This window comes from Aeromonas sp. QDB14, from assembly GCF_027707845.1.
GTDB lineage: Bacteria > Pseudomonadota > Gammaproteobacteria > Enterobacterales > Aeromonadaceae > Aeromonas > Aeromonas caviae.
This window is the reverse complement of the sequence record NZ_JAPCJD010000218.1, coordinates 1-599: the sequence shown is the minus strand read 5'-3', so window position 1 is coordinate 599 and position 599 is coordinate 1. Positions and strand designations below refer to the sequence as shown.

The 599-nt window shown below is 63.6% G+C and carries 1 protein-coding gene; it reads left to right on the top strand.

Translation table 11 applies throughout. From position 1 onward, the window contains the following. On the top strand, positions 1–599 hold a 599-nt coding region (locus tag PG887_RS22600; protein ID WP_270822976.1), incomplete at both ends, for a Tn3 family transposase.

Genomic DNA, 599 nt, shown 5'->3' with positions numbered 1-599 from the left:
CCTTCGTACCGGTTTGAACGATGCCGCGATGACCAGCTTCTTGCGGCCCAGCTCGAAATGGCATCGCCACCTTCGGGCCCAGAGGGCTGGCGACGCTCGCCTATGGGAGATCGCGGTGCTGTTCCATCTGCGCGATGCGTTCCGCTCCGGAGATGTCTGGCTTACTAGGTCCCGGCGCTATGGCGATCTGAAACACGCACTCGTTCCGGCACAAGCCATCGCGGAAGGCGGTCGTCTCGCTGTGCCATTGCGGCCGGAGGAATGGCTGGCAGACCGGCAAGCTCGCCTCGACATGCGGTTGCGCGAGCTTGGCCGTGCCGCTCGCGCAGGCACGATCCCGGGCGGGTCGATTGAGAACGGCGTTCTGCATATCGAGAAACTCGAAGCCGCCGCGCCGACAGGCGCCGAAGATCTGGTGCTCGATCTCTACAAGCAGATCCCGCCCACGCGCATCACCGATCTCCTGCTGGAGGTGGATGCGGCGACCGGCTTCACCGAAGCGTTCACCCATCTGCGCACAGGAGCACCCTGCGCTGACCGGATCGGGCTAATGAACGTTATCTTGGCGGAAGGGATCAACCTCGGCTTGCGCAAAATGG